This is a genomic window from Mycobacterium sp., assembly GCF_025965855.1.
GTDB lineage: Bacteria > Actinomycetota > Actinomycetes > Mycobacteriales > Mycobacteriaceae > Mycobacterium.
In genome coordinates this window covers 1-3,258 of record NZ_JAOPWB010000269.1, presented here as the reverse complement: position 1 = coordinate 3,258, position 3,258 = coordinate 1, and the positions used below count along the sequence as shown (strand labels likewise).

The 3,258-nt window shown below is 62.5% G+C and carries 2 protein-coding genes and 2 pseudogenes; 1 reads left to right on the top strand and 3 read right to left on the bottom strand.

The window, feature by feature from the left end:
- Window positions 1-121 precede the first annotated feature (121 nt).
- Window positions 122-250 (bottom strand): hypothetical protein, encoded by a 129-nt coding sequence (locus tag JWP83_RS22790; RefSeq protein ID WP_297735188.1) that lies wholly within the window; start codon window positions 248-250, stop codon window positions 122-124.
- A 20-nt stretch (window positions 251-270) separates the two neighbouring features.
- Window positions 271-1,260 (bottom strand): LLM class flavin-dependent oxidoreductase, encoded by a 990-nt coding sequence (locus JWP83_RS22785; RefSeq protein ID WP_297735185.1) that lies wholly within the window; start codon window positions 1,258-1,260, stop codon window positions 271-273.
- A gap of 1,288 nt (window positions 1,261-2,548) precedes the next feature.
- Between JWP83_RS22785 and JWP83_RS31340 the strand changes: the two are divergent.
- Window positions 2,549-2,635: pseudogene (locus JWP83_RS31340) on the top strand (short-chain dehydrogenase); the annotation flags it as partial.
- Window positions 2,636-2,967: 332 nt separating this feature from the next.
- Here the strand turns inward: JWP83_RS31340 and JWP83_RS22780 are convergent.
- Window positions 2,968-3,132, bottom strand: a pseudogene (locus JWP83_RS22780) (IS3 family transposase); the annotation flags it as partial.
- Window positions 3,133-3,258: the final 126 nt, after the last annotated feature.

Sequence of the window (3,258 nt, the reverse complement as noted above, 5' to 3'; positions counted from 1 at the left end):
ACCTCCGGGGCGTGTCAACAGAACCCGAGCGCGCCAACGCTCAAGGTCCTCGAAAGGGAACTTCTGACAATCCCTTCCTGACACCCCCGGAGGCGTTTGTGAAGGACCAACCCGATCTATATCAGCCGTACACCGCGGCACGGTGCCCAGGATCGCCATCGCGCCCGGCGTTCGGTTGGTAGGCGCCGCCGTGGACGCACTCCTGGGCGAACGTCCACCGGTCGATCATGGTCTGAGGAAGCGGTGCCACCAGTACTGGAGTGGGCCCGCTCAGTGGCCCGTGTCGACGATGTAGCGCTGGAACGCCTTGGCGAAGGCCTCCAGCTCGCGCGGGATGTCGGGTCCGGCTGGCTGGTAGGCGATTTCGGTTGCACCGCCATGCTGCATCCGCGCGAAGGTCCGGCCCCAACCCTCCGGGGACTGGGCCATCCCCCACTCCGCGAGACGCTGTCCGGTGACATACGGCCTGTCGTAGTCGTTGAGGTGCACCAGATGTCCGTAATGCATCGCAAGGTGTCGTCGCTCAGCCGGGATTGGCTGGTAGCTCCGCAGCCACGCCTGCTCCTCATCGGCGGGCAGTCGCCCACGTGTGTGCAGAAAGTGCAGCCGAACGCCGCCGGCGTGGCCGGCCGCAGCCAGCACCCGTTCGCTGTCTGGGCTCTCACCCTCCTCGAGGACGGTGCCGTAGGTCATGGCCATGCTCCACGCAAAGCCAGGGATGGGCGACCGCGTGCTGAGGACCCCTTGCCCGAGCCGTCGTGCGACAGCCTGGCCTTTAGGGCCGTCGGCGCCGAACAGTATCGGGACGCGGATAGGCAGCGGCGGCGCTAGCCCGGGCGAGTGCAGCATCTGGATGGGCGCACCGTCCCACTGCATCACCTCGCCGCGCAGCAGGCCCTGCACCGTCTGGACGTACTCGTCGACATAGCGCCACGACAATGCGCGTTGGCCCATCGCCACGCGCGAGGTGAAGCCGGTGCCGACGGCGACCACCACGCGTTCGGAGCCGGCGAGATGCACCAACGTGGCGATCGCCGATGCGGTCGTCATCGGGTGGCGGTTGCTGGGGACCATCACACCGGTGCCGAGGCCGATGGTGTCCGTGCGCTCGGCAGTCCGGCACAGCTGGACCCACACGTCCGGATACAGTGCTGGTGAGTCGTAGAACAAAGCCCTCTGGTACCCGAGGGACTCCGCGATACGCGCACGGTCGGGACTTTCGCGGTCTGGGACCAGCACGCACGACAGCGTCAATGTCATGAATATCCTTCTGCGGGTTCTCGTTTCGTAGGCGGCGATCTCCGAGGAGGATGAGCCGGTCTATTAAGTCCAGCCTGCCGCGCCAAAGCAGCAACATCCAGGCCGCCGTTTTACTGGTAGCAGCACGGTCGGGGTTGCGGACGTCACGAGGGATTGTCGAAATTGCAACGGGACACGGGCTCCCCAGCAGCCACTGCTCGGCGGTCAGTTTGGGTGTCGCGATCCTGCAATAGCTGCATCCGTACGCGGCGCGCTGCGGCCTGCCTTTGCTTGCGCAGCAGATGGTGGCCCAGCGTTGCGATGACTCGCAGTCCGAAGTGGTCACGATGGAGGTTCGCCGCGCGCACCCGAGGTGTGAACATCCCGCTTAATCGCCTGACAACAGAGCGCTGCCGTTTATTGGCCAAACCTGTTGTGCACAAGCAACACCGGCAGGCTCGGGCAACTGCGAGAGTCGGCAGATGGTAATCGCTAGGTCGCACATTCCGGTGGTGCCGCGGGTCTTGGATGTGGGTTGTCAATGGCTTTGATCGATGAACTCGATGGTCGCCACATACGCCTAGTGTGCAACTAAACGAGCTAGCGCGCCCCGGTTAAACCATCACTTCCTGGCGACGGTTGGCGATGCAAACTGTCGAGGAAATTGTGCGTCATGCAGTGGGGACGAACTGCGTCGTCACAACGGGACTGTGCCCGCGGGCGTCACATATTCGCCCGAGACCGCATCGCAGCGACGAATCCATCTGCGTGACAACCCGGTTGGTACGACGGGCGAAGACCACTGAGCAATGATCAGAACTTGTGGATGGCCTTCGGTCTGGTGACGTGAAGGGGCGCACCTTCCCAAGGATGATCTGATAGTCCAAGTAGGTCTGATCAAGAACCGGCGTTGGCGCGCCCGCGTTGCGGACGACAACATTGATGCGGCCCAGTAAGGAGAGAATTCGGCAAATGATCCGAATCCCAACAGGAAGACCAGATTTGGCACGTCGTGAATTCGATCTACGCCCTTGAGCGGAAGTTCGGCGGTCCTCCCGTGCGTTGCTGCCGCCGGGCTGTCACGACCCTCAGTGATTACTATCAGCTCCTCTACTGGTAGTAGCTCGGTCACACGCCAGCGCATGATCTCGAGATACCTTCGATCCAGTGATGCACGCGAATCAGAATGAGTCGGCGGCTTTGTGGCCCACCCGACGCCAACCGGTCGGGCCGGGCCGATGTGGGGCTGTCGGACGCAGGCCGCCGAGTCTTTGCTTCCCGCATTGTGACGAGCACCGTTTCAGAAACCGCCGCCGTTGCGCTTCTTGCCGACGACGACAGCTCCAACATCCATGGCGCCACCTTATCGGTGGACGTTGGGTGGGCCGCGGCGTGAAGCGAGCACCAAGAACTCGGCGAAGACACAAGCGGACTCTTGATCCGCGGAAAATCCTCTCCGCGAAACGTACAGAACTGTGCAGCGACTGTCCCGATAGAGGCCAGCGTTTGACGGGTTCGCGTAGCGCCGCCATGGCGACTGACGTTTGCGACTGTTCGTTAGACAAGAGTGACAGCAAATACCTTTCTCGACTGAAGAAGTCAGCCACGAACCCGAGCCGTCCTCCCCTATGCCGGTTGGACGGCCTGTCAATGTGTCCGCGGCAGAACGGCATTGCGTTGACTGCAAAGATACGGTGTGAATCGCCCTGGTTCTGCCGGAGGCTCGGGCTATTGGATTTCGACCAGGGTTTGGTCGTTCCGTTGGGAATCGTAGAACGTGGCTTCGAACTCTGCCGGTGGCACGTCGCCGAGGTAGCCGTGTAAGCGGCTGGTGTTGTGCCAGTGCACCCACGCGAGGGTGGCCAGTTCGACGTCTTCGACAGTCTTCCAAGGGCTGATATAGATCGGGTTGGTCCTTCACAAACGCCTCCGGGGGTGTCAGGAAGGGATTGTCAGAAGTTCCCTTTCGAGGACCTTGAGCGTTGGCGCGCTCGGGTTCTGTTGACACGCCCCGGAGGT

What these genes read in the sequence shown, in the direction of transcription:
- JWP83_RS22785 (WP_297735185.1), bottom strand. Translation starts at nt 1,260, where the DNA reads ATGACATTGACGCTGTCGTGCGTGCTGGTCCCAGACCGCGAAAGTCCC.